General features: G+C 54.6%; 21 protein-coding genes, 1 pseudogene and 1 other annotated feature. Of the genes and pseudogenes, 12 read left to right on the top strand and 10 right to left on the bottom strand.

Features of this window, described 5'->3' with window-relative positions; translation table 11 throughout:
- Nucleotides 1-47: 47 nt before the first annotated feature.
- From CCB157_RS05600 to CCB157_RS05590, 3 genes are all read right to left on the bottom strand, one after another.
- Complete coding sequence (locus CCB157_RS05600) at nucleotides 48-1,310, bottom strand: MDR family MFS transporter (RefSeq protein ID WP_077614931.1); 1,263 nt, start codon at nucleotides 1,308-1,310, stop codon at nucleotides 48-50.
- Nucleotides 1,311-1,501: 191 nt separating this feature from the next.
- On the bottom strand, nucleotides 1,502-2,110 hold the full coding sequence (locus CCB157_RS05595) for an alpha/beta hydrolase (RefSeq protein ID WP_077614930.1): 609 nt from the start codon (nucleotides 2,108-2,110) through the stop codon (nucleotides 1,502-1,504).
- Nucleotides 2,107-2,451 (bottom strand): VOC family protein, encoded by a 345-nt coding sequence (locus CCB157_RS05590; RefSeq protein WP_439951306.1) that lies wholly within the window; start codon nucleotides 2,449-2,451, stop codon nucleotides 2,107-2,109. The genes CCB157_RS05595 and CCB157_RS05590 overlap by 4 nt, the downstream gene beginning before the upstream one ends.
- Nucleotides 2,452-2,817: 366 nt before the next feature.
- Here CCB157_RS05590 and CCB157_RS05585 point away from each other — a divergent pair, with 366 nt between their 5' ends.
- Nucleotides 2,818-3,312 carry a DedA family protein gene (locus CCB157_RS05585; protein WP_077614928.1) on the top strand — a complete coding sequence of 165 codons (495 nt, stop codon included), beginning with the start codon at nucleotides 2,818-2,820 and terminating at the stop codon, nucleotides 3,310-3,312.
- 272 nt (nucleotides 3,313-3,584) lie between these two features.
- Nucleotides 3,585-4,340: a fumarylacetoacetate hydrolase family protein gene (locus tag CCB157_RS05580; RefSeq protein WP_077614927.1), complete on the top strand. Its 756-nt coding sequence runs from the start codon at nucleotides 3,585-3,587 to the stop codon at nucleotides 4,338-4,340.
- Nucleotides 4,341-4,677: 337 nt separating this feature from the next.
- Here CCB157_RS05580 and CCB157_RS05575 read toward each other — a convergent pair whose 3' ends face one another.
- Complete coding sequence (locus tag CCB157_RS05575; protein ID WP_238594608.1) at nucleotides 4,678-6,120, bottom strand: amidase; 1,443 nt, start codon at nucleotides 6,118-6,120, stop codon at nucleotides 4,678-4,680.
- 145 nt (nucleotides 6,121-6,265) lie between these two features.
- Here CCB157_RS05575 and CCB157_RS05570 point away from each other — a divergent pair, with 145 nt between their 5' ends.
- The gene (locus CCB157_RS05570) at nucleotides 6,266-6,715 is read left to right on the top strand and encodes an NUDIX hydrolase (protein ID WP_077614926.1); all 450 of its coding nucleotides are present in this window, start codon (nucleotides 6,266-6,268) and stop codon (nucleotides 6,713-6,715) included.
- A 35-nt stretch (nucleotides 6,716-6,750) separates the two neighbouring features.
- On the opposite strand, the gene CCB157_RS05565 is transcribed toward CCB157_RS05570, so the two are convergent.
- The gene (locus CCB157_RS05565) at nucleotides 6,751-7,203 is read right to left on the bottom strand and encodes an Hsp20/alpha crystallin family protein (RefSeq protein ID WP_077614925.1); all 453 of its coding nucleotides are present in this window, start codon (nucleotides 7,201-7,203) and stop codon (nucleotides 6,751-6,753) included.
- Nucleotides 7,204-7,595: 392 nt separating this feature from the next.
- Here CCB157_RS05565 and CCB157_RS05555 point away from each other — a divergent pair, with 392 nt between their 5' ends.
- On the top strand, nucleotides 7,596-7,904 hold the full coding sequence (locus tag CCB157_RS05555; protein ID WP_077614923.1) for a hypothetical protein: 309 nt from the start codon (nucleotides 7,596-7,598) through the stop codon (nucleotides 7,902-7,904).
- 63 nt (nucleotides 7,905-7,967) lie between these two features.
- Here the strand turns inward: CCB157_RS05555 and CCB157_RS05550 are convergent, their stop codons facing one another.
- The 3 genes from CCB157_RS05550 to CCB157_RS05545 all read right to left on the bottom strand — a co-directional run bounded on the left by CCB157_RS05550 (nucleotide 7,968) and on the right by CCB157_RS05545 (nucleotide 9,046).
- Nucleotides 7,968-8,222, bottom strand: coding sequence for a hypothetical protein (locus tag CCB157_RS05550; RefSeq protein ID WP_143286937.1), 255 nt, complete (start codon nucleotides 8,220-8,222; stop codon nucleotides 7,968-7,970).
- Nucleotides 8,223-8,567: 345 nt separating this feature from the next.
- Nucleotides 8,568-8,717 (bottom strand): hypothetical protein, encoded by a 150-nt coding sequence (locus CCB157_RS17565; protein WP_158077221.1) that lies wholly within the window; start codon nucleotides 8,715-8,717, stop codon nucleotides 8,568-8,570.
- 26 nt (nucleotides 8,718-8,743) lie between these two features.
- Entirely contained in the window at nucleotides 8,744-9,046 is a 303-nt protein-coding gene (locus tag CCB157_RS05545; protein WP_077614921.1) for a hypothetical protein, read from the bottom strand.
- A gap of 117 nt (nucleotides 9,047-9,163) precedes the next feature.
- Between CCB157_RS05545 and CCB157_RS17990 the strand changes: the two genes are divergently transcribed.
- Nucleotides 9,164-9,484, top strand: coding sequence for a hypothetical protein (locus CCB157_RS17990; protein WP_238594607.1), 321 nt, complete (start codon nucleotides 9,164-9,166; stop codon nucleotides 9,482-9,484).
- A gap of 264 nt (nucleotides 9,485-9,748) precedes the next feature.
- Nucleotides 9,749-10,231: an RNA deprotection pyrophosphohydrolase gene (gene ytkD / locus CCB157_RS05535; protein ID WP_077614919.1), complete on the top strand. Its 483-nt coding sequence runs from the start codon at nucleotides 9,749-9,751 to the stop codon at nucleotides 10,229-10,231.
- Between the two features lie 48 nt (nucleotides 10,232-10,279).
- Here the strand turns inward: ytkD and pckA are convergent, their stop codons facing one another.
- Nucleotides 10,280-11,860 (bottom strand): phosphoenolpyruvate carboxykinase (ATP), encoded by a 1,581-nt coding sequence (gene pckA, locus CCB157_RS05530; RefSeq protein WP_077614987.1) that lies wholly within the window; start codon nucleotides 11,858-11,860, stop codon nucleotides 10,280-10,282.
- Between the two features lie 527 nt (nucleotides 11,861-12,387).
- On the opposite strand from pckA, the gene metK reads away from it, so the two are divergent.
- The 6 genes from metK (at nucleotide 12,388) to CCB157_RS05500 (ending at nucleotide 20,680) form a co-directional block, all read left to right on the top strand.
- Nucleotides 12,388-13,593: a methionine adenosyltransferase gene (metK, locus tag CCB157_RS05525; RefSeq protein WP_077614918.1), complete on the top strand. Its 1,206-nt coding sequence runs from the start codon at nucleotides 12,388-12,390 to the stop codon at nucleotides 13,591-13,593.
- A 178-nt stretch (nucleotides 13,594-13,771) separates the two neighbouring features.
- On the top strand, nucleotides 13,772-14,560 hold the full coding sequence (locus CCB157_RS05520; protein ID WP_077614986.1) for an alpha/beta fold hydrolase: 789 nt from the start codon (nucleotides 13,772-13,774) through the stop codon (nucleotides 14,558-14,560).
- A 239-nt stretch (nucleotides 14,561-14,799) separates the two neighbouring features.
- On the top strand, nucleotides 14,800-15,885 hold the full coding sequence (locus tag CCB157_RS05515) for a tetraprenyl-beta-curcumene synthase family protein (protein WP_077614917.1): 1,086 nt from the start codon (nucleotides 14,800-14,802) through the stop codon (nucleotides 15,883-15,885).
- Nucleotides 15,886-16,060: 175 nt separating this feature from the next.
- Complete coding sequence (locus tag CCB157_RS05510; RefSeq protein WP_077614916.1) at nucleotides 16,061-17,356, top strand: MDR family MFS transporter; 1,296 nt, start codon at nucleotides 16,061-16,063, stop codon at nucleotides 17,354-17,356.
- Nucleotides 17,357-17,417: 61 nt separating this feature from the next.
- Nucleotides 17,418-17,655 (top strand) — a binding site (T-box leader).
- A gap of 75 nt (nucleotides 17,656-17,730) precedes the next feature.
- Nucleotides 17,731-20,148, top strand: a complete 2,418-nt coding sequence (gene leuS / locus CCB157_RS05505; RefSeq protein ID WP_077614915.1) for a leucine--tRNA ligase — start codon at nucleotides 17,731-17,733, stop codon at nucleotides 20,146-20,148.
- Between the two features lie 217 nt (nucleotides 20,149-20,365).
- The gene (locus CCB157_RS05500) at nucleotides 20,366-20,680 is read left to right on the top strand and encodes a rhodanese-like domain-containing protein (RefSeq protein ID WP_238594606.1); all 315 of its coding nucleotides are present in this window, start codon (nucleotides 20,366-20,368) and stop codon (nucleotides 20,678-20,680) included.
- Nucleotides 20,681-20,884: 204 nt separating this feature from the next.
- Here CCB157_RS05500 and CCB157_RS17560 read toward each other — a convergent pair.
- Nucleotides 20,885-21,139: pseudogene (locus CCB157_RS17560) on the bottom strand (ISNCY family transposase); the annotation flags it as partial.

Raw genomic sequence — 21,139 nt, 5'->3', positions numbered from 1 at the left:
CTATGCAACTTTGTCCGTCGATGCCGCCGCGCGTCGCTCCATCGGCGTTATGGGGCCGTGCGGGCCGTGGGGCGGCCTTGGCTTGCTTGGCGGGCTTCCAACATGGGCAGGGCGAGGACATAGAACAAGATGCCCAAGAAGCCGAGGGCAAAAATGGCGGCGCTCATCCAAAAGGGCGATAGATAGGCGCTGAGCGAAATGAACAAGGACGTGATCAGCGCCGCGCCGTTCCAATCGAGCCCGCTGACCGCCATGTAAGAGCTGCGCGCATCGTCTGGCGGGATGAGCGCCATGTAGGATTGGAGGACCGGCACGCGGATGACTTCGCCTAAGGTGGCGACGATCATGAAAAGAAAAAGCAGCCAGATATTCGTCGTGTAAGAGATCACCGTGTAGCCCGCGACAAACAGGGACGAACCGATAAGCAGAACGGAACGGTCCTTGAATTTGGCGATCAGCCGGACCGCCAGCAAGGAGGTCAAAACGACCAGGACGGTATTCTCGGTTCTTAAGAAACCGAGCATGTTCACGCCGTCGATATCCCAGTGCCAAAAATGCTGTGTCGGGAAGGCATCGCTTAAATGGATGCCGATATAATTCGTCAAATGATCTTCCATTGTAAAGATGAGCATGTTGCCGAGGATAAACAGAACAAATAAGCGGTCTCTTAAGACGTTTCTGTAAACTTTAAACATGCCTATGGGACTGACGGAAGGTGTTCCATCGCGATGCGCGGTCGCCAAACTTTCTTGGATGAAGAAGACGACCAGGATGACGGTGATCGATTCGGCGCAGGCGATCGCGACTAAAAGTTCAAATAAGTGGGATTGGAAAAAGAGACCGCCGAGGATGCCCCCGATGGCGATGGAGAGATTGTTCGCCCAATAAGTGATGGAATACATATATTTGCGTTGTTCCGGCGTCGACACGTCGATGAGCATCGCGTCGTTGGCCGGGCCGGCGAGCCCCCAACAGATGTTGTTGACCGTCATCATAAAGAAAGTGAGAAGCGGCCATTCGAACCACGGCGAATTGGCGACCGCCATCATGATGTAGGAGATTAGCCGCAAAACTTCAGCGGTCACCATCAGCTTTTTTCTGCCGATGATGTCCGCGTAATAACCGCCGATAAATTTGGCGATCATTCCGATCAATACGTTGAAGATGAGCATCATGCCGGTCAGTTTCGCGCTGAAGTGGGCGGCGAGATAGATCGCCATAAATGGGAAGATCATGCCGCCGACGAGGCGGCTCGTAAACGTTTCGATCACGCGGATCTTGATGTTGATGTGAAAGTCTCTGAATCTCATGTCCGTCTCCCTTTCAAATTTGTGCAGGTAAGCCTAATTTAGCTAAACCGGAAGACGTCGTCCATTCGAAAAAAGAAGGAATCTGATTTCAGACTTTCGACCGAGGCGGATACTTTCGGCACCGCTCCCTCTCCAAAGCGTCACGCCAGGGGTAAAAAGGCGAGCAAAGTACGCCTGCCCATCCACAGAGATTAAGCAAAATGGGTGTGGTACCATCGCACGGCGTTTTTCACTTCACCGGGCGTTAATTGATGCCCGTGGTTGCTCCATGCGACGTCGACGCGGGCGCCTGCATCTGAGAGCAAGCGGTTCAATTCCTCCGTTTCCTCCGGGGGACACATGGGATCGTTTTTTCCCGCCCCGATAAAGACGGGCGTGCCGCTGAGATCGGGCAGCGGAATGCCGCGCCGGGGCACCATGGGATGGAACAACACCGCTCCTCTTAAAGCTTTGGGATAATGAAAGAGGAGGCTGGCCGCAATGTTGGCGCCGTTGGAATAACCGACGGCGACGACACGGTTGCGGTCGAAACCGTATGTTTTTGCGCTTTCGTCGAGAAAATCGTTCAATTCGCGGGTGCGAAACACTAGATCGGCCTCGTCGAAGACGCCTTCGGCAAGGCGGCGAAAAAACCGCGGCATGCCGTTTTCCAAGACGTTGCCGCGCACGCTTAACAGCGCCGCGTCGGCCGATATCATGCGGCCGATCCCGAGTAAATCGCGTTCCGTTCCCCCCGTTCCGTGCAGGAGCAAAAGGGTGGGTTGATCCGGATGGTCACCCGGTTCAAAGATGTGAATCACGGTTGATCGCCTCCATCTAAGCGGACGGGTTTTAAGCGCGCTTCAATCGCCTGCCGATGCGGTTCCAGCCATTCCGGCAGCTTCAATGTTTCGCCCAGGCGGTCTGCCGGTTCGTCGATGAGAAAGCCGGGGCCATCCGTCGCGATTTCAAACAGAATGCCGCCGAATTCCCGGAAATAAATCGACGTAAAATAACGGCGATCGATGACGGACGTCGGGTGCAATCCCTTTTCGAAAATCCAGTCGCGCCACTGTTCCTGTTCCGCGCGATCGGTCGCGCGCCAGGCGATGTGGTGAACCGTTCCCGTCCCCATCGTTCCGCTTTCCAGGACGGCAAGCATAGACATCCTCCTCGCCAGAATGGTTCTTTCTGACTTGAATCAGTTATACCATAAGCGGGCGGCGGGAAACAGCCCGAAATCTCCGCTTTCCAAAATCGGCAAGATCGGAAGGCGCGGCCGCCCTTCCGCGGAGGTTAAAAGAGTAAGCTGCGGGCGAATCGAGGCACGCATTGGTCGGAGACGCGGTGGGCCAAGCCATGCTGCAAGTCACCGCCGGCCGGTACGGAGGTTTCATATCAACCGAAAAGGCCGCGCCGCCATGCGTTCGCCGGGGTTTTTTCATAAAAAGGCTGACGGATGCGACCATGTGAAGATATACTTTAAATAAAAACACCGTTTGTGCGCGTGAAGAAAGGAAGCTTCCTTTTGATTCATAGTCTTTCGGAATGGCTGAACGGCATCGGCCTCATCGGCTTGTTTTTGACCATGTTCATTGAGGGCGCATCGATCCCTTTTCCCGGAATCGTCGTCGTCCTCGCCTACGGCTACATGATGCCCCTCAATATTTTGGAAGCGTCCGCCGTTGCGGCGGGCATGAGTTTTTTTTACAGCATCGCGAGCTTAATTCCCTATGCCATCGCCTATAAGTTGGAAAATCTCTTGCCGTCTAAATTGAAAAGAGGGGTAAAAAAAGCGCGAAATTGGTTTCACAAGTATGGCGTTTGGAGCATCGCGCTCGCGCGGCCTTTCGGCGTCGGCAATTACATTTCCTATGTCGCCGGCTTGACGAAGGTCGGTCCGCTGCGATTTTTATGTTTGACGTTTATCGGAATCTTTCCGTGGGCGCTCGCCATGCTGATCATCGGGGACAAAACGGTGCCGGTGATTGAACAATATTTGAGAAACGCTCATTTTCGATAACCCCGCCCCCCCTGTGCGGCAGCCATTGAAAGCGGTTGCGCTTTGGGGAGATGGCGGTAAAGCATGCACCGCAACGGCACGCCGCTGCGTCTCCCATTTGTTGCCCGCCGCCGGCTTTTCTCTTTCATTTATGATAAATATGGTAAAATAAAGTCAATTCGGCGGCGTTTACCACTCACGAAAACCGGATCGAAGCTTCTGAGCAGGACAGCCTGGATGGCATGCCGTTCAATCGATATGAATATTATCTTTTCCAAAAGGGGGACCCCGTGATGAAGTATGGACGGTTTCTATACAACGGTGAAATCAAGCACGGCATGGTTGACGGCGACCGCGTCATCGAACTTCTCGGCACCTATCTCGACGAACCGGCGGTGCCGACGGATCGCGTGTATCGCCTTGAAGACGTCAAGTGGCTTGCCCCCGTTGAGCCGAAGCAAGTCATCGCTATCGGGCTCAATTACGTCGATCACGCGAAGGAACAAAACAAGCCGCTTCCGAAAGAACCGATGATGTTTATGGTGTCGCCCAGCGCCATCATCGGCCCGGGGGAATCGATACGGTTGGCCAAACCGACTCACCGCATCGACTATGAAGCGGAATTGGCGGTTGTCATCGGCAAAAAAGCCCATCGGGTTACGGAAGCCGAGGCCTTGGATGTCGTCTTCGGCTACACGGTCGCCATCGATGTGTCCGATCGCGATTTGCAAGCCCGCGACGGCCAGTACACGCGTGCGAAATCCTATCCGACCTACAAGCCGATCGGACCGTTCGTCGCGACGGACGTCAATCCCCGCAACCTTTCCATCAAACTGACGCAGAACGGCGTGACGAAGCAAGACGGCCATACAAGCGATATGGTGCACTCCGTCGAAAAAATCATCGCCGCCGTCACCGAAGTGATGACGCTCGAACCCGGGGACGTCATCCTGACGGGAACGCCTGCCGGTGTCGGCCCGCTCCATCCGGGGGATGATGTCGCTGCCACGATTGAAGGCATCGGCACTTTGCAAGTCACGGTTTTATAGTCTGCAAGCGGCTCGGATGTGCGATTCCTTTCCGGCTCTCGCCTGGATGGGGCGGTGATCCTTTCCCGGCAGGCCTCGGAAACGCCGCGTCGAGCCGTCCACTTTCTTTTTGCTGGCGCAAGAACAGTTCGCGGCAAGACGCACCCTCCCGTCTTTGGGTTGGGCAGCATAAGAAAAAGCTTTCCAGAGCGGTCGGCCGCTGGAAAGCTTTTTCTAAATCGCCTCGCGACGGGAATCCATCCGTTCGAGCGGATTTCACGGTTCAGATTGCCCACTGGCGTCTGGCGCAGCGCGTCGGCAGACTGTCCAAGATGCCTTTGGCTGGGCGTTGACACGCTTATGGAGTCATCATCCGATTCGCCACGCGGCCGGCGAGCGTTGCAAAGCGTTGTTCATACATGTAGGCAAAGCGGAGCAGTTTTTCATCCTGGAGCCTGCCGCTTGCGGCTTGAAGGCCGACGGGCAGGCCGTCTTTCGTGAGCCCGATGGGAATCGAAATCGCGGGATGCCCCGTCAGGTTGTAGATTTGCGTCATGACCCAATCCGAATCGGCTTTGATCGGTTTGCCGTTGATGGCCGGCGGGCCTTCCCATGACCAATGGAAAGCGGGAACCGCAACGGTCGGCGAAATGAAAATGTCGTATTCGGAAAAAATGCCTTGCATGATGTGCCAAAGGGCGGCCCGGTCTTCTTCAAGCCGTTTGAATTCGACCGCCGTCAGCCGGGTGCCGCGTTCGACCATTTCCAAAAAGCTTTTTGAAAAGGCTTCCGGGTGCGCGTCGGCTTCCTCTTTGCAGCCTGCCGCCAAGCCGACCGTCCACAGACGCTCGAAGAACTCAATGTATTCCCGGAGTGTTTTGCCGAAGCGCACTTCGACGACTTGGATGTCCCAACCGTCGTCGGCCAAGGCGTCGATGGCGTCTTGAAAAACGCGCGCGACCTCGTGGTCGATTTCGTACATTCCGAAATCGAGCGTCCAGCCGATTTTCAGCGATCGGTCGATTTCGACGTCCAGGGCCTTAAACGCCGACCATCCGGAATCGGGAAGGGAAAACGGGTCGGTCGCCGCCTCTCCTTTCATCACGTCAAACATGAGCGCGGCGTCGCGGACGGAACGCGTCAGCGTCCCGTAATGCAAAAACGGTTCATGCGTCCCGAAAATGCCGTTGAGATGGTTATCGTACGGGATGCGTCCGTATGAAGGCTTAAAGCCGAACACGCCGCAAAGGGCGGCCGGTATGCGGATCGAACCGCCGCCGTCGCTGCCTTCGGCGAGCGGCACGAAACCGGCGGAGACGGCCGCCGCCGAACCGCCGCTGGAACCTCCGGCGTTCGTCTCGGGATTCCACGGATTGCGCGTCGCGCCGAACAACGGGTTATCCGTCGTCGCTTTGTATCCGAATTCCGGCGTATTCGTTTTGCCCATAATGATGGCCCCGGCGGCCTTCAGACGCTGGACGACCGTGGCGTCACGGTCCGGGATGTGGTCTTTATAAAGCGGCGTCCCGTAAGTGGTGCGCAAGCCTTTCGTATTTGTCAAATCTTTGATCGCGACGGGCACGCCTTCCAATGGCAACGGGTTTTCCCCGCGTCGGTAACGGGCCTCGGCGCGTTTGGCCTGCTCGCGCGCTTCTTCTTCGTTCAACGTGACGAAGGCATTCAGGATCGGGTTCCATTCCCGGATGTATTTAAAAAGCTCGTCCGTCACTTCGACCGGCGAAAGCGATCGGTTCCGATAGCGCTCGAGTAGTTCCGCCGCCGTCATAGTTTGGATGTCCATGATCACAACTCCCAAATGATAAAAAGTTTTGCTTTTTCAATTATAGACCGATCGCTTCGACCGCTACAAGTGTTCGGGAAGGCGGCTTGGCGTTTCCTGCCGGACGCCGCGCGCTCAATTCAATTCACGAATGGAGAGCTGATCCATGGGATACATACAAGAACTGCGAAAACTCATCGGGACGCGGCCGATCATCATGGTCGGCGTCGCCGTCATCGTTAAGAACGAAAAAGACCAAGTCTTGCTGCAAAAACGAACGGATAGCGGCGATTGGGGGACGATCGGCGGCGCTTTGGAATTAGGGGAGTCGCTCGAGGAAGCCGCCGCGAGGGAATTGTATGAGGAAGCGGGCCTCGCGGCGAGCTCCTTTCAATTTGTGACGGTGTTATCCGGCGAGGCGTTTTATTATAAATATCCCCATGGGGATGAAGTGTACAATGTCGTCGCCGTGTATGAAGCGGCGGGGATCGCCGGCACGCCGAGGATCAATGACGACGAAGGGCTCGAACTCAAGTATTTTTCGCTCAATGATCCGATCGCAAATCTCAATCCGATGGGGCGAATGATCTTGACGAGAGCCGGATATTTGAAATAAACAAGCATCATGCGGCACGGAGGGCGATCCCCCGTCTACCGTTTTTCGTCGATGTTGATCTCGGCCGTCGGGTCGTAGCCGTGCTTGACCAGACGGACTTCCAAAATCCCGTTCCGGAATTCCGCTTTGGCCGATTTCGGTTTGACCGGCGACGGCAGCTGGATCGTCAGCGCATCTTTTTGCCCGGGCAGTCGGCTGACGTATAAATGATAGGCGTCTACGGATAAACGCGGTTTGCCGTCGTCGTCCTGCGCCAAGGGAATGCGGACGATGACGAAATCGTGGGTTTCAAAGACTTGAGGTTCGGGACGCGATCGGGCTTGTCGCTGAGCGGTTTGGCCGGTTAAAAAACCGGGCAAAAAATATTGGAGCGTTTCCATCACTTGTTTGTGAATCGCGTCCCCGCCAAACGGAAAATTTTCCAAGAAGGGTTGGCGCCATTTTTCCATATAAGTTTTCAGTTCATCGGGATCGATAAACGGATTCATCCCAAGTGCTCCTTTATCCGATGGGTCATAACCGTTTCATAGGAGACATACACATGTTTTAATCGGCCGTTTTACCGCATGGAACCGGCGGCTGCCGCACGTGAAGCGGCGCGCGCAGGTTAGACGGCCGCTGCGGAAATGTGTTCAATGCGACGGCTTTGAACTTTAATGTGCGTCATTTCCTCTTTGCGATAGATTATGCACGCGTTGCCGGGCAGTGCAACATTTTTGGGGAATCTGCACCGGTGTTTTTTGTTCTTCTTCGATTGAATGTTCCTTCCGGCGCGTCTGGAACACGCGCGCGGGCCGGTCATCGATCAAGCGGTGCGCTGCGTCCGCTCGACTTGTGCGTGGAGGGAATCGACGTTTTTGGAAACATTGGGGGGACGGTTGTGGCGAGAGAAAACGGATTTCCGGCCAACCTGTTGTCGCCGGTGTTTCTCATCGGCGAACTCCGGATCGGATCGATCAGCGATGCGTCTTGTTTGAATATGGGCAACAATTATCCGACACAGTTTGAAAGCCATAAAAAACAAAATCAAGGGTTCGGCTCGATCATTGGCGACCACAACGGCATCGAGGACATCCGCACCCTTTTAAACGATCCCGATTTTATTGATATGCTCGGTAATTTGAACGGCGAAGGGCTGCAAGCGTTGGCGGAACAATGGTGGGCGGACGGCCAGGTTGAAAAGGTGTGAGACGATGGTCCGACTCGATGGGCGCAAAAACGGAACGTTTTCCTCGGCCGCGTCCGGCGCGGATTATATTTGATACCCTCTCCAATAATAACGCGCCATATCGTCGTCTTTAATGAGCTGAATGTCTTTCTCGTCGCCTTCAAAAACAAGCCGGCCGTCCTTTAAACTGATCAAAACGATGGGGACGGTGCGAAAGTTTCGCCGCAAGCGTTCCCGATAGGTTTTCGCTTTCTTCGGATCGCCCACCACGTCAGGCTTGACTTGAAAGATGGCGATCGCCTTTCCCGATTTGTTGATCACGGTTCCGATGGCCTTCATGCCTTTCTCTCCTTTAAAGGCGGTTTCCACGGCTTTCACCCGTATTGTACGTCCGTTTTCGTCGGTTTGCCAAAACAAACGTTTGGATGGTGCGCTGCGGCATGGTGAAGGGAGCGATGTCGTCTCGGTGACAGAAACGTAGAGGAAGCGCGTGTTGCTCGCTGTTTTCGAAGTTTCGCCGCGGTCAGAAGAGAAATGTCGTGTTTATCGGACGGCTTTCAATGGCCAGCCGGGTTTGCCTTTAAGGGACGGCGGCGGGGAGGATGTTTCTTTTCGGAAGCGGGAACAAAAAAGTTCCTGCCGACGACGGCAGGAATGGATGAAAGTGTTGGGGTTAGGGTATGATCAGTTTAACCGTCCGATGGCGATTTTATACATCGTTTCGATCGATATAATGCGCTCGGAACGCTCACCGGCCCGTTCACGTCCGGCGTTTTCCGCCTCGGCGTAAAAGACTTTTTCCGATCGCCGCGGATCGGCCGCCTTGAAGTTCAACGCGTTCCACGGGCGATACGATGCTTTTAAAGAATGTTCATGGACCGGATATGGGCTTTCGTTTCCTCGGTGCCCAATCGGTAAATCATCGCATAGACGCGCCTTAACTGATCGTCGACCCCTTCATTGACTTTTTCGTCGTATTCCATAAAAGGGATGTGCGCCCGCCAATAATTCTCCCATGATTCCTCATCCGTTTCCCTGAACAACTTTTCCAATTCGTGCACTTCGGCTTCGGTGGCGTCGATTTCAAACTCCCATTCGGACAACGTTTTCTCCGGCAAAATCTCTCCGGACCCCACGGTGATATAATAGCGTTTCTTTTCCATGCTCCATCCCTCGAGTGTGAGAATGTGTGCGACTTAAACATAGATTGTCCGGTCTGCCCGGTCTTTATCCGAAGCGTTTTTGCTCTGCCCGCACCTTTTGCTCGGCACGACATATACATGCCGGATGAAGGGTTGTTCTCTTTTTACCTGGATGACGGAAGCCCGCCCTTTGCCAAATCGCCGATTAATCGGCGCGTAAAAGGGGCACACTGGAGGAAAAAGGTTTGGAGTGAAAGAGGATTGAACCATGTGAATTTATTGAGAAACGCCGTCGAATCCCGAAAAAAGCAGATCATTCATACGCTGCTTGCGGTACTGGGGGATCGCGTCAAAGAACGTGAGCTACAATCGTTGACCTTAACCGAGTTGGAAGAAGAATGGAAGAGACATCTGAATGCAATGAAGGGCGAAGTCAGCCGCATGGACGGAGTGCGCTGACGGCGGCCGCTGTCAGCGTGCCCGACCGCTTCGGCCGACAGCTGGAACGCACGCTGCGCTTTTTCGCCGCTGACGCCCGATGGTGAAGAACGGCCGACTGATATGCGGAATGAAGGCAAACAAACGGGAAAACGTCCGGATGCATGATTTTCTGCGGTGATGTGTGTTTCCTTCATTGGACAAAAAAGGGACGGCTCGGATAAAATGTTTTTGTAAAAATTGACGTTTGAACGGAATATGAAGAAACGGGATGATTGAGTCATAATGAAATATAAAGAGACGTTTTCGGATTATTACCGGAACCGAGTCACTTTTTCGTTCCAATACCACCCGTTTTCCCACCGTCCGAAGCATGTCTGGGTGATTTGCCGCTTCCACGAACAATGGCTCCTGACCAAACATCCGCATCGCGGCTGGGAATTTCCCGGCGGTAAAGTGGAGCGCGGGGAAACGCCTGAAGAAGCGGCGGTTCGGGAAGTGTTCGAAGAAACGGGCGGGCGCGTCGCCGAGCTCAAGTACATCGGGCAGTACAAAGTGGAAGGCAAGAGCGGAACCATCATTAAAAACGTGTATTTTGCGAAAGTCGATGCCGTTCAGTTGAAAGAAAACTATATGGAAACGAACGGTCCCGTTTTTATAGATGAGATTCCTGAGGACATCAAGGAAAACCAGCGCTTTTCCTTTATGATGAAAGACGAAGTGCTCACAAACTGCATGGCTTATATTAAAAAGCATTTTCTTTTTTAAAGCATAAAAAAACGGCCGCCCCGCCGAACGATGACGGCCGTAATCCCCTCAATCGATCCGCGGTCCAGCCGCTTTAATCTCCTCCGATACTTCAGCGAATTTTTTGAAGTTCTCCTTAAATTTTTTAGCGAGTTCCATCGCTTTTTGTTCGTAGGCTTCCGGATCTTTCCAAGTTCTTTTCGGCTGCAGAATGCGATCTGGCACGCCGGGGCAGTGCGTCGGAAGCCGAAAACCGAAGATGGGATCGGTGACGGTAAACGCATCGCGCAGCTCGCCTTGAAGCGCGGCTTGGACCATGGCGCGCGTGTAGGGCAGCGGAATTCGTTCGCCTTCTCCGTAAGGTCCGCCCGTCCAGCCGGTATTGACGAGGTAGACGTCAACGTCGTGGGCGGTGATTTTTTCCCCGAGCATTTTCGCGTACACGGTGGGAAAGAGCGGCAAAAACGGCGCGCCGAAACACGTGGAAAACGTGGCTTGCGGAGCCGTTACGCCCCGTTCGGTGCCGGCGAGTTTGCTCGTGTAGCCCGACAAAAAGTGGTACATGGCCTGTTCTCTCGTGAGTTTGCTGATCGGGGGCAGCACGCCGAACGCGTCCGCCGTAAGAAAGATGATCGTTTTCGGGTGGCCGGCGATTCCCCCTTGGATGATGTTCGGGATGTGATCAATCGGATAAGCCGCGCGGGTGTTTTCGGTCAAGGACGCGTCGTCATAGTCGGCTCGGCGCGTTTGCGGGTCGACGATGACGTTCTCTAAGACGGCGCCGAAGCGAATGGCATTCCAGATTTGCGGTTCTTTTTCACGGGAAAGGCGGATCGTCTTCGCATAGCAGCCGCCTTCGATGTTGAAAACCCCGGAATCGGACCATCCGTGTTCGTCGTCGCCGATCAGCCGGCGGCAGGGATCATTGGACAAGGTCGTCTTTCCGGTTCCGGACAAGCCGAAGAACAGAGCGACGTCGCCTTCTTCCCCGACGTTGGCCGAACAATGCATGGATAGGACGCCTTTTTCCGGCAACAGGCCGTTCATCACGGTAAACATCGATTTTTTAATCTCGCCGGCGTAAGACGTTCCGCCGATGAGCACGATTTTTTTCTTAAACGAAATGATGATAAAAGCTTCCGACCGCGTGCCATCTACAGAAGGATCGGCTTTAAAGCCGGGGGCGGAAAGAATGGTGAACTCGGGCACGAACCGGGCGAGCTCTTCTTCCGTCGGACGGATGAACAGTTGCCGGGCAAATAGATTGTGCCATGCAAATTCGTTAATGACTTGAACCGAGAGGCGCGTCTTCGGATCCGCTCCGACGAAGCCCTTAAAAATGTATTTTTCTTTCAGCCCGTTTAAATAGCGGACGACTTTGGCGAGCAACTTGTCAAACGTTTTCTCGGAAATCGGCTGATTGTTCGTCCAATCGATGCGCCCGGCCGTGTCGGGTTCTTCCACGATAAATTTGTCTTTCGGCGATCGTCCGGTATATTTTCCCGTTGTGACGGCTAAAGCGCCGGTTTCGGTCAACACCCCTTCTCCGTTTATGACCGCTTTCTCGATCAACCACGTCGCGGACGGATTGACGCAAGTGCCGTCCATTTGCAGCAAATCAATGCCGGAAGCTATGGAGATCGTATTCATTCCGTAACCATCCATCCTTTTTAATAAATAAATTTTTTCGGGCGGTTGGCGGCGCGGCCGGCATGCCGCCAAGGAACTTCGCGTTGTATCCACTAATTAGTATAACACATATTGATAAATAGTCCATACTAAATATGAAAACGGCACGCATATTAGGCGTGTTTTAAGGCCAACCATTGAAATATGGAGGCGCTTTGGGCCCGCGGTTCCAAATTGGGAACAGGGGCCGCCTTTCCGACGTATAAAAATTGGAGGCCGATTATAGTTTGCCCGGCGAATGGGGGACCATGCCCGTTAGAAAGATGAAAAACCTTTTAGTCGCCAACGGCATTATATATAGTAAAAAGAAAGGGTGTTCCGGAAGCGGCGTTTACCCCCGCGCTTTACCATAAAAATTTTTTTGCTTTTTCTATCAAACCGTGATATACCTTAAATGTTAAAGATATTATGCGGATTCGGCTATTGCAGGAGACGCAAATCATGGACGTCGGACGCGGCCGATTCATTCGACAGTGAGGAGGACTGAGATGGAGAAAAAATTTTCGAGACGCCTTTTTACGTCGGAATCTGTGACGGAAGGGCATCCTGATAAAATATGCGATCAAATCTCCGATGCCATCCTGGATGAAGTGTTGGCGCACGATCCCAACGCACGCGTGGCGATCGAAACGGCCGTCAACACGGGATTGGTATTGGTTACGGGCGAGTTGACGACGAGCACGTACGTCGACATCCCGACGATCGTTCGCGATACCGTACGCGCGATCGGCTATGACCGGGCGAAATACGGTTTTGACGCCGACACGTGCGCCGTTTTAACGTCGATCGATGAGCAATCCCCGGACATCGCGCGCGGGGTCGATCGGGCGCTCGAAGCCCGAGAAGGCACCATGTCCGATGATGAAATCGAGGCGATCGGCGCGGGCGACCAAGGACTGATGTTCGGGTTTGCCGTCAATGAAACGCCGGAACTCATGCCGCTGCCGATTTCGCTCGCCCACCGGTTGGCCCGCCGCCTTGCGGAAGTGAGGAAAGACGGGACGCTTTCGTATTTGCGCCCGGACGGCAAGACGCAAGTGACGGTCGAATACGATGAAAACGGCAAACCGGTCCGCATCGACACGATTGTCGTTTCGACGCAACATCATCCTGAAATCGAACAAGCGCAAATCGAGCGCGACGTGAAAGAACAAGTCATTCGTCCCGTCGTTCCCGAAGAACTCATCGACGACCGGACGAAATATTTCATCAATCCGACCGGCCGCTTTGTCATCGGCGGTCCGCAAGGCGATGCCGGTTTGACCGGCCGGAAGATCATCGTCGATACCTATGGCGGTTACGCGCGCCATGGAGGCGGCGCCTTCTCCGGCAAAGATCCGACAAAAGTCGACCGTTCGGCAGCCTACGCCGCCCGTTATGTGGCGAAAAACATCGTCGCCAGCGGCCTGGCCGATAAATGCGAAGTCCAATTGGCCTATGCGATCGGCGTCGCCCGGCCCGTGTCGATCTCGATCGATACTTTCGGCACCGGCCGTGTTTCCGAAGACGTGTTGGTCGAGCTTGTCCGCCGCCATTTCGACTTGCGTCCTGCGGGCATTATTAAAATGCTCGATTTGCGGCGCCCGATCTACAAACAGACCGCTGCGTACGGGCATTTCGGCCGCACGGACATCGATTTGCCGTGGGAAAAAACCGACAAAGCAAGCATACTGCGCGAAGAGGCGTTGAAATAAACCGATACTCGCCTGCCACGTCCGGTGGCAGGCATTTTTTTTATAATCCCGGAGCCGGGCTTTGGAAACGCCGCGCTTCTCGCTGAAAAACGAGCGATCGAGGCAAAATTTTTTGCGCCGTTGGAGATTTTGCGCCGTTTTTCATATGATGAGAGAAAGGCATAAAGGGGATATCGCGATGCGGGTGTACCGGACCAAAGTTAAAAAACCCTTGGGATGCGCGGTCGTTGTCCACGGAGCCAGTGAACATCACGGGCGTTACGAATGGCTGAGCCGCCGTTTGCTTTCGGCCGGTTTTCACGTGGTGATCGGCGATTTGCCGGGTCACGGCAAAAATCCGCACCGCCGCGGCCACATCGATCATTTTGAGGAATATATTCACGAAATTTCCAATTGGATCGCCGCCGCCGGCGCGTTCGACCGTCCGTTATTATTGATCGGCCATAGCCTCGGCGGTTTGGCGGTCATCCGCACGCTTCAGGAGAAAGCGATCACGCCGCGCGCCGTCGTGCTTTCCTCGCCGTGCCTAGGCTTGTATATTCCGCCGCCGGGATGGTTGAAAAGCGCCGCCCGCCCCTTGAATACGTGGGCTCCGAAACTTCGCATTCCCATCAAAAGATCGGCCGACAATCGGCATGCGACGCGCAACAAGACCATTTTGGAAAAGGATGCCAAAGATCCGTACATCGTCAAAAAGGTTTCGATCCGTTGGTATTTCGAGCTGGAGCGGGCGATGGGCGACGCGTTCGCCAAAGCGGATCGCTTTCCCGATGTACCGCTCTTCATCCTGCAGGCCGGCCGGGATCGGATTGTCGATAAGCGCGCGGTGTACCATTGGTATCAGATGCTCGGCATCGGCCGAAAACATTACAAGGAATGGCCCGGCTTATTTCACGAAGTATTTAACGAACCGGAACGCGAAGCGGTTTTTCAATACATGATCGCGGCGATCGCCCCATATTTTTAATCGGCGGCCGAAACTTCCATAAGTTTTGCAGCCGTGGCTTCCAGGAAAGAATCGGCAGCGTTTCGGGAAAAATGCTGACGAGCGGTTGATGATCCGCAGAGCGGCCGATGAAGCTGGGCAGGGGCGGATATCCGGGGCAAAACACAGGCTTCCCTGAAGGAATGGCGGTTTCAAAAGGCGAAAGGATTGCGCCGCCCTGGGGCGATGGGGCGAGCGAAAGAAAAGGAAGGTGGGATTGCATGGACATTCCGACGAAACCTTGGACGCTCATGCGGCGGATTCGCCGCGACGTGCTCCCGGCCGTCAAACGGCAATTGTCGTACTGGGAACAAAGAGCGCTGGCCATTCCCGATCCGGAATTGAAAAAACAAGCGCTCGCCAGCCTCTCGACCAAGGCTTTCCATTGTTATGGCGGCGCGATTTACAGTCTGCTTTCCGGACCGCGCCGGGAAGAAGTCGTCGCGTTTATTGTCGCGTATCAGACGATCAGCGATTATCTCGATAATTTATGCGACCGGAGCACGTCGCTCGATCCCGACGACTTCCGCGCCTTGCACGAAGCCATGACGGACGCTTTAACGCCCGGCGCCGTCGGCGATTATTACCGTTTTCGCAAAGAGCGGAACGATGGCGGCTATCTCGCCACGCTGGTCGCCGCTTGCCAGCGCTTTCTCGCGACGCTCCCCGCGCTTCGCGACATCCAACCCGTCCTTTACGAACTGGCCGACTATTATACCGCGTTGCAGATACATAAGCATGTCGTCCCGGAAGAGCGCGTTCCCCGCCTAAAGAAATGGTTTGAGCAGTGGCGGGATCGCCTTCCGGCATTGGCATGGTACGAATTTTCCGCTTGCTGCGGATCGACGCTCGGCGTCTTTTGCATTGTAGCCTACGCCGCGGTGAACCGCGATATGTCTCGGCTCGTCCGCAAGATAAAAGACGGATATTTCCCGTGGGTGCAAGGTTTGCACATCCTTCTCGACTATTTTATCGATCAAGAAGAGGACAAGCGCGGCGGCGATCTCAATTTTTGTTTCTACTATGAGGACGAAAAAGCATTCGTCGATCGCTTCCGTTATTTTGTGAGACAGGCGAACGCGAGCATCGCCGGCCTTCCGAATGCCCGTTTTCATCGCATGATCACGCAAGGGTTGATCGGACTCTATCTCGGCGACCAAAAAGTGCTGGGCAACCGCCGCGTCCGCCGCCTCGCCCGCCAATTGATCCGCGGCTCGGGGGCGGCCGGTTGGTTCTTTCTATTGAACGGCGTGTTGTACCACCGCATGGCTTCCCCGCCGTCCCGGGCGCAAGAGGCGGCGACGTAAAGCGCGGAGAGCTGCGTTTTGTTCTCCGTCGTTCGCCCCGGCCTCCCGCGCCCCTCTTTTCTGTATTGTCAAACGCGATCAAAGGGGTTAAACTGTTTGTTGTCCAAATCAGAATTCCGCGGAAAATGGTGCAACGGTCCACACCCGGGATGGAAGCGGTGAGGGGGAACGGGCGATGCCGAAAAGCTTATGGTTTTTGCTCATTGGAGTGGTCATCAATACGACGGGATCGTCCTTTTTGTGGCCGTTGAATACCATTTATATCCATGATGTGCTCGGCCATTCGTTAACCTTTGCCGGTTCGATCCTCATGTTGAATTCCGCGGCGGGTATGGCCGGAAACATGGTCGGCGGAATGTTGTACGATAAAATCGGCGGCTATCGCTCGGTGCTGGGCGGCCTTTTTTTCACGACCGCGGCGGGCGGCTTGCTCGTCTTTTTTCATGGCACCCTTTCCTATTCGATTCTTCTCGTTTTCATCGGGTTCGGCACTGGGATGATCTTCCCGCCGATTTACGCGCTGGCGGGTTCCGTGTGGCCGGAAGGCGGGCGCAGGCCTTTTAACGCGGTTTACGTCGCGCAAAACTTGGGCGTCGCGCTCGGCACGTCTTTCGGCGGTTTCGTCGCCGGCGTTTCCTATACATACACCTTTGCGGCCAACGCTTTATTGTTTTTGTGTTACACCGTGTTCGCCGGCGTGGCGTACCGGAACATTGAACCAAAAAAGCGGGTGGGGGCTCTTTGGCCTCCCCGTTCGGCGAAAGCGGCGGCACCGGCGCGGCAAAAAGAACCGCTGATCGCGCTCGGCATCTTATGCATCGGGTTGGTGCTTTGTTGGCTCGCTTACGTCCAATGGTCTTCAACGATCGCCGCTTATACGCAAACGCTGCACATCCCGATCGCTCGGTACAGCCTGTTATGGACGATCAACGGCCTCTTGATCGTCCTCGGCCAGCCGATCGTTTCGTGGGTAACGCAAAAAATGCCGTCTTTGAAGGCGCAGATGCTCACGGGCATCGCGATTTTTGCGCTGTCGTTTTTCATATTGTTTTTCGCCCGTACGTTTGCCGGTTTTGCGCTGGCTATGGTCGTCCTCACTTTCGGGGAGATGCTCGTGTGGCCGGCGGTGCCGACGATCGCCAGCCGGTTGGCGCCGGAGGGCAAAGCCGGGTTTTATCAAGGGGTCGTCAACAGCGCGGGAGCGGCGGGGCGCATGATCGGGCCGCTCGTCGGCGGCATCTTGGTCGATGTGCTGAACATGCATGCGCTGATCCTCATTTTGCTCTTCGTTTATGTGGGCGCGGCTGTTACGGCGGTCTTCTACGACCGTCCGCTGCAGGCGGGCCGGCGGCTCGACCGCGACGGGCGAAAGCCGGGAAGGAAATCGGCGAACACCGGGCGACATAATTTCTATTTTCAAAGCGTGCCTGCGCGCAAGACCGACCGCGGGGATGAGGCCCGCGGGACTTGAAAAAACGCGTAGGAAGCCTTGACATCGCCGGTTCCGTTGCATACAATACAAATTAAAATCATCAAAAGCGATGACGAGGATTAGTAAGGCCGGGAATTTCTGAAGAGAGTTGACGGTCGGTGCGAGTCAACGAAAGGAACGGCCCGAACTCCCCTCCGAGTTGCGTTCGTGAACGGACGGATGTCTCAATAGCGAACGACGCGTACCGCGTTACCGGTAGCAATGAGCGGGCGCCTTTCTGGCGTCAATCAGGGTGGTACCGCGGGAATGTGTAGATGAATCAACCTCTCGTCCCTAACGATCGGGTTAAGGGCGGGAGGTTTTACTATTTGGTGAACATCCATTATGTCGCGTGAAGTACAGGAGGGATTGGCATGACGTACAACCACCGGGAGATCGAAAAAAAATGGCAGCGCTACTGGGAAGAAAACAAAACCTTTAAAACCGACACCGAATCCGACAAACCGAAATACTACGTATTAGACATGTTCCCGTACCCGTCGGGGGCGGGCCTGCACGTCGGCCATCCGGAAGGCTATACGGCCACCGACATTTTAGCGCGCATGAAGCGCATGCAAGGATATGAAGTCCTTCATCCGATGGGGTGGGACGCGTTCGGTTTGCCCGCGGAAAGATATGCGATGAAGACGGGCAATGACCCGCGCGTTTTCACGAACAAAAACATCGACAATTTCCGCAGACAGTTAAAATCGCTCGGCTTTTCATATGATTGGGACCGGGAGATCAATACGACCGATCCGGAATACTACAAATGGACGCAATGGATTTTCATTCAGTTGTTTAAAAAAGGCCTCGCCTATATGGCGGAAGTGCCGGTCAACTGGTGTCCTGACTTGGGCACCGTTTTGGCCAATGAAGAAGTCATTGACGGGAAAAGCGAGTGGGGGCATCCGGTCATCCGCAAGCCGATGCGCCAATGGATGCTGAAAATCACCGAATACGCCGAACGCTTGCTGAAAGATCTCGACAAACTCGATTGGCCGGAAAACATTAAAGAAATGCAGCGCAATTGGATCGGCAAATCGGAAGGCGCGGAGATCACGTTCCGCATCGACGGGCATGATGAAACCATCACGGTCTTTTCGACGCGGCCGGATACGCTTTTCGGCGCGACGTACCTCGTCCTCGCTCCGGAACATGCCCTCGTCGATCAAATTACGACCCCGGACCGCCGCGAAGCCGTCGAAGCTTATCGCCGCTCGATCGAAAGCAAAAGCGATCTGGAACGCACGGAACTCTCCAAAGAAAAAACGGGCGTGTTTACGGGGGCGTATGCGATTAATCCGGTCAACGGCGAAAAGCTGCCGATCTGGATCGCCGATTACGTTTTGGCGACTTACGGATCGGGTGCGATCATGGCGGTTCCGGCGCATGACGAGCGCGACTGGGAATTCGCGAAGAAATTCGACCTGCCGATCCGCGTGGTCGTCAAGGGAGGAGACGTCGACCGTGAAGCCTATACGGGCGACGGCGAACACGTCAACTCGGATTTCCTGAACGGCTTGAACAAAGAAGAAGCGATCAACCGGATGATTGAATGGTTGGAAGAAAACGGCGTCGGCCGGCGCAAGGTTACCTACCGCCTGCGCGATTGGCTGTTCAGCCGCCAACGTTACTGGGGCGAGCCGATTCCGATCCTGCACCTGGAAGACGGCACGATCAAGCCGATTCCCGAAGACCAACTGCCCTTGGAACTGCCGGAAATGGATGAAATCAAGCCGTCCGGCACCGGAGAGTCGCCGCTCGCCAACAATGAAGAATGGGTGAACACCGTCGATCCCGAGACGGGCATGAAAGCGCGGCGCGAAACGAACACGATGCCGCAATGGGCGGGCAGTTGCTGGTATTACTTGCGCTACATCGATCCGCACAACAAAGAGCGGTTGGCCGATCCGGAAAAATTGAAAAAATGGCTGCCCGTCGACGTTTACATCGGCGGGGCCGAACACGCCGTCCTGCATCTGTTGTATGCCCGCTTCTGGCATAAAGTGTTGTATGATCTCGGCGTGGTGCCGACGGATGAGCCGTTCCAACGCTTGTATAACCCCGGCATGATCCTCGGCGAAAACAATGAAAAAATGAGCAAGTCGAAGGGGAACGTCGTCAATCCCGACGACATCGTCGAATCGCACGGCGCCGACACGCTCCGCGTTTACGAAATGTTCATGGGCCCGCTGGAAGCCTCGGCTCCTTGGTCGACCGACGGATTGGACGGCGCCCGCCGCTTCCTCGACCGGATTTGGCGCCTGTACGTCGGTGAGGACGGAAAACTCGACGCGAAGATCAAACCGGAAGCCGCGGTCGATCCGGGCTTTGAAAAAACGTACCATCAGACCGTGAAAAAGGTGACCGAAGACTACGAAAACGTCCGTTTCAATACGGCGATTTCGCAAATGATGGTGTTCATCAACGAAGCCTATAAACAAAAAGAAATCCCGAAATCGTTCGCCGAAGGTTTCGTGAAACTGTTGTCGCCGGTCGCGCCGCACATCGCCGAAGAATTGTGGGAAATCATGGGCAATGAACCGCCGGTCAGCCTGGCGACTTGGCCGACCTATGATCCGGACAAGTTGGTGGAAGATGAGGTGGAAGTCGTCATCCAAGTGAATGGCAAAGTCCGTTCAAAAGTGACGCTGCCCGCCGATGCGTCGAAAGAGGCGATGGAAAAGGCCGCGTTGGACGACGAAGTCATCAAAGAGTGGCTCGCGGGCAAGACGGTCCGTAAGGTGATCACGGTTCCGGGCAAACTGGTCAACATCGTCGCCAATTGACGTCAACGAAAAAAGGGGGGTTTCCCCCCTTTTTTTCATGGGGTTGAAATGGAAGAGAAGGGCGTGGGCGATGCCTTTTTTCAGTTGTATATAAATAGATGGGACGGCTTTCAATGCTTCCCGCGGCTATGGATCGTGCATGCCATCCTCTCCCATTGACTTTTTTCGCTCCCCTGTCCAAAATGAAGATGACAAGGTTACCGGAAGGATGTGTAGCATGGAGGAAGACATACAGTCGATTGAACCGCAGGCGTTGGAAGCGCGTTTGGCACAAAACGATCCCGAGCTTGTCGTCATCGACGTTCGTGAGGATGAAGAAGTGGCCACGGGCATGATACCCGGGGCAACACACATCCGTCTGGGGGATCTCCCGGAACGGTATGAAGAACTGGACCCGGAGAAAACATATGTGATGGTCTGTCGAAGCGGCCGCCGCAGTTTGTTGGCTTCTCAATTCATGGCGGAAAAAGGATTTAAAGTGATCAATATGGAAGGCGGCATGATAAAATGGACCGGGGAGATCCGGGCGTAAGCCGCTCCCCGAAGTGAATGTTGATCGTCGCCCCCTGCCTGCGCGTGCGTCTTGTGAAGGCAGGGGGCTTTTTATTGTCGCGGCACGGTGGCGGATTTTGTACGATTTTTTTCACCGCGAAAACCGTGTCAAGCGTCAGTGAAAATGTCATACTAACGCGTCAGTGAATATGTCACTGATATATTTACTTTGACCTCAGTTCATTCAAGCCGGTTTCAGTTCCTTTGAATTCGTGGGCCTATATTTGCGCCAAGGATGATCAGGTCCTGGCTTGTACGATTTCTTTTCTGAGCTCTCCTTTTTCTTTTCAGGAGTTTTTGCCGCTTTGTTCCGGGTTGCTTCCATCAAGGGGTAGGGCTTACCTTTGTACCAGACAAACAGTCTGCCATCCAGCGTTTTTCGGACTTCCACCGGCGTTTTGGCCGGAATGGTTGGACTGGAATTTGGGACGTCGAGGAT

The sequence above is a fragment of the Caenibacillus caldisaponilyticus genome (genome assembly GCF_002003465.1).
Taxonomy (GTDB): Bacteria; Bacillota; Bacilli; order Bacillales; family Sporolactobacillaceae; genus Caenibacillus; species Caenibacillus caldisaponilyticus.
This window is presented reverse-complemented; position numbering and strand designations above follow the sequence as displayed.